Consider the following 3,387-nt stretch of genomic DNA (forward strand, 5'->3'; position numbering starts at 1 on the left):
GAAGGGGAGGGCGACGACGTGCTCGGCGTGGTCACCACCGCGGGGACCGGGTCGGGCGAGACGTCGGCCGGGCGGTGCGTCAGCCACGCCGCGCCTCCCGTGACGATCGCCACGACGAGCGTGCCCGCCGCGATGGCGGCCATCGGGATCCGGCGGGGCCTGCGAGCCGCGGCACCCGCGGCCGATCCTGCGAGGGCGCCCGCCGCGACCGGGCCGGCCGCCTCCGGGACGCCGCCCGCCACGATCGTGGCCAGCCGCCGCTCGGCCTCCTCCAGCGCCATCCGCTCGTCCGGGTCCTTGCGCAGCAGGCCGTCCAGCACAGGGGCCAGCACACCCGCGCCGACCATCGGCTCCGGGTCGGCGTGCATGACCGCGCCCAGCGTGGCCAGGGCGTTGTCGCGCTGGAACGGCGAACGGCCCTCGACGGCCATGTACAGCGTCACGCCCAGCGACCACAGGTCGGAGGCAGGCCTGGCCTGGCCGCCCTCCGCGCGCTCGGGCGCCATGAACGCCGGGGTGCCGATCAGGATGCCCGTCCGGGTGACGGGCGCGTCGTCCTCCGTCGTCGCGATGCCGAAGTCGGTGAGCACGGCCCTGCCGTCCGGCGTTAACAGCACGTTGTCCGGTTTGACGTCCCGGTGCAGCACCCCCGCCGCGTGCGCGGCGCGCAGCGCCTCCAGGATCTGCAGCCCGATGCCCGCGGCCTCGCGCGGCGGCATCGGCCCGTCGTCGCGGATCAGGTCGCCCAGCGTGCGCGAGTGCACGAGCTGCATGACGATCCACGGGTGACCGTCCTCCTCCAGGACGTCGTACACGGTGGCCACGCCGGGGTGCGACACCCGGCCGGCCGCCCGCGCCTCACGGAAGGTGCGTACGGAGAACACCTCGCGCTCGGGGCCGGTCAGATCGGGAGGGGGCAGGACCTCCTTCACCGCCACGTCGCGGCCCAGCACCTCGTCGTGCGCGTGCCAGACCTTGCCCATGCCGCCCTTGCCGATCGTTCTGAGGAGGCGGTAGCGCCCACCGACCAACGCCGCTGAATCGGACATGCATCGGCGACTACCCGAGAAAAATCCGCACAAGCGCCGTCACGGCGGCCGCCGCGGCCAGCACGACGAGGAACGGCGCCCGCAGCAGCAGCGCCACGACCGCCGCCCCGAGGCCGGCCGTCCGGGCCGGGTCGACGCTCAGCCCGCCCTCCTCCGTGAACACCTGCACCGCGATCAGCGCCCCCAGCAGCGCCACCGGCACCAGCTCGGCGAAGCGGCGCACCGACGGGTGGTCCAGCACCTGCCGCGGCGCAGCCAGCCCGGCCAGCTTCAGCGCGTAGCAGCCCGCGCAGACCGCCGCGATCGCCCACCACAAGGTCGTCATCGGACCATCACCACCAGCACCGCGACGGCCGACAGCAGCACGGGCACGCCCGGTGGGAAGAACGGGGTGGCGCACAACGCGATCACCGCCGCGGCCGCGGCCAGCCCGCGCAGCTCGGCGCTGCCCGTCAGCCTCGGCCACAGGATGGCCAGGAACGCCGCCGGGCCCACGACGTCCAGCCCCAGCATGGCGGGATCGCCCAGCGACGACGTGCCGAATGCGCCCGCCAGCGTGGTGAGGTTCCAGGTGACGTACAGGCCGGCGAACGTGGTCACGAACCCCGTGCGGGCCGCCTCAGGGGTGGGCTGGGCGAGCGCGACGGCCGTGGTCTCGTCGATGACGCCTTGGGCGGCGAGCAGGCGGCGCGGGCCGCGTACGCGAAGAAGATCGGCCAGGCGCAGGCCGTACAGGGTGTTGCGGCCGCCGAGGAGCAGCGCGCCGAGGCTCGCGGCCACCAGGTCGCCGCCCGCGCCCACCGCGCCCGTCAGCGCGAACTGGGAGGCCCCCGTGAACGCCAGCAGGCTCAGCACGCACGCCTGCGGCACGGTCAGGCCCGCGGTGACGGCCGCGGCGCCGAAGGCGAGCCCGGACAGCCCCACGGCCAGGCCCACGCCGAGACCGTCCCGCACGGCGGCGGAACGGTGAGTTGTCTGGTCCATGGGGACAGAGGCTAGGTGCTCCTGGAACCGCCGGTCTTGTACGTTCCTGCGGCCCGCTGGTACGCCGCCGGCGGCACGCCCATGACCCGTTTGAAGTGCCGGTTCAGGTGGGCCTGGTCGGTGAAGCCCACTTCGGTGGCCACCCGCGCCGGCGGCATGCCGGTCAGCAGCAGGCGGCGGGCCCGGCGTACCCGCAGCGAGGTGAGGTAGGCGTGCGGTGGCAGGCCCGTCGCCTCCTTGAACGCCCGCAGCAGCGCGAACGGCCGCGCGCCCACCGCGACCGCCAGCTCGTCCAGCGAGGGCGGGTCGACCAGGCTGTCGTGCAGCAGGTCGATGGCCTCCCGCACGGCCTTCCTGCCTCCCGCGGGCGGCGCCGACGGCGGCCGGGGAGCGGCGTGGCGGCTCAGCAGGCGGGCGAACAGCGTACGGCTCAGCGTCGAGGCGGCCAGCGCGTCGCCGCGCTCGGCCGCCCGGTGCGCGCGGGCCAGCAGCGCCGCCACGTGGTCGTCGCGCACCACCTGCGAGGGGAAGTGCGGCGTGCCGTACGGCCCGCCCAGCTCTGCGGCGATCCCGGCCAGCAGGTCGATCGACGGATAGAGCATGCGGTACGACCACCCGCCTGGCACGCCCGCCTGGCCGGTGTGGGCGGTGTCGGGGTTGACCAGCACCACCTCGCCCGCCCCCGCCCGGTGCAGGGTGCCGCTGTAGTCGAACTCCTCCACGCCCTCGACGATCAGGCCGATGGCGTAGCCGTCATGGGCGTGCCGGGTGAAGCGGTGGGTGACGTAGCGGGCCTTGAGCAGGTCGGTCTCCGGCACCGCCGGGTGCCGCCAGAAGCGCGCCTGCTCCTTCACGGCACCTCCTCACTGCGGTCTGAACGTCTTCGTGAACGTCTCGAAGTAGTGTCTGTCCTGCTCCCACCGGGACTGCGGGGTCTCCCAGTAGATCGCGTACGGGCGGCCGTCGGGGGTGTGGAAGCCGCGGTTGATCACGTGGATCAGCACCCCCTCACGCAGCCGGGTGAACTCCCAGTCTGCCGCCCGCACGCCGAGGTAGTCGGTGGGGGTGATGCCGAGCCGGGTGTACTGCCGGAACTCGCCTTTCGCCCGGATCTCGCGTTCGAGGCCGATCCAGTGGCGTACCGGGTCCCGCCAGGGGATGTCAGGGACGGTCCACTCCACGAGGAGCGTTCCCGGGGTGCCGGGGCCTTGGAGCGAGACGCTGTCCCTGGCGGGGTTCTTCTTCGCCCGCCAGCCCTTGGGGACGGCGAGGCGGAAGCGGCCGGCCGTGTTCGCGTACGGCCGCCAGCCCTCGGGCACGACGGCGCCGCTCGGCTCCTGGGTGGGGGCCGGTC

Annotated in this window: 4 protein-coding genes and 1 pseudogene; all 5 read right to left on the reverse strand. The window is 74.4% G+C overall.

The window, feature by feature from the left end:
- Positions 1–1,049: serine/threonine-protein kinase (locus E1286_RS46515; protein ID WP_132623720.1), on the reverse strand; the 1,049-nt coding region annotated here is incomplete at its 3' end.
- Positions 1,050–1,059: 10 nt separating this feature from the next.
- Positions 1,060–1,374, reverse strand: a complete 315-nt coding sequence (locus E1286_RS46520) for an AzlD domain-containing protein (RefSeq protein WP_132623722.1) — start codon at positions 1,372–1,374, stop codon at positions 1,060–1,062.
- On the reverse strand, positions 1,371–2,033 hold the full coding sequence (locus E1286_RS46525) for an AzlC family ABC transporter permease (RefSeq protein ID WP_132623724.1): 663 nt from the start codon (positions 2,031–2,033) through the stop codon (positions 1,371–1,373). Before E1286_RS46525 ends, E1286_RS46520 begins: the two co-directional genes overlap by 4 nt.
- Before the next feature lie 11 nt (positions 2,034–2,044).
- Positions 2,045–2,887 carry an AraC family transcriptional regulator gene (locus E1286_RS46530; RefSeq protein ID WP_246075737.1) on the reverse strand — a complete coding sequence of 281 codons (843 nt, stop codon included), beginning with the start codon at positions 2,885–2,887 and terminating at the stop codon, positions 2,045–2,047.
- A gap of 9 nt (positions 2,888–2,896) precedes the next feature.
- Positions 2,897–3,387: pseudogene (locus E1286_RS48705) on the reverse strand (hypothetical protein); the annotation flags it as partial.

The sequence above is a fragment of the Nonomuraea terrae genome (genome assembly GCF_004348995.1).
Classification (GTDB): Bacteria; Actinomycetota; Actinomycetes; order Streptosporangiales; family Streptosporangiaceae; genus Nonomuraea; species Nonomuraea terrae.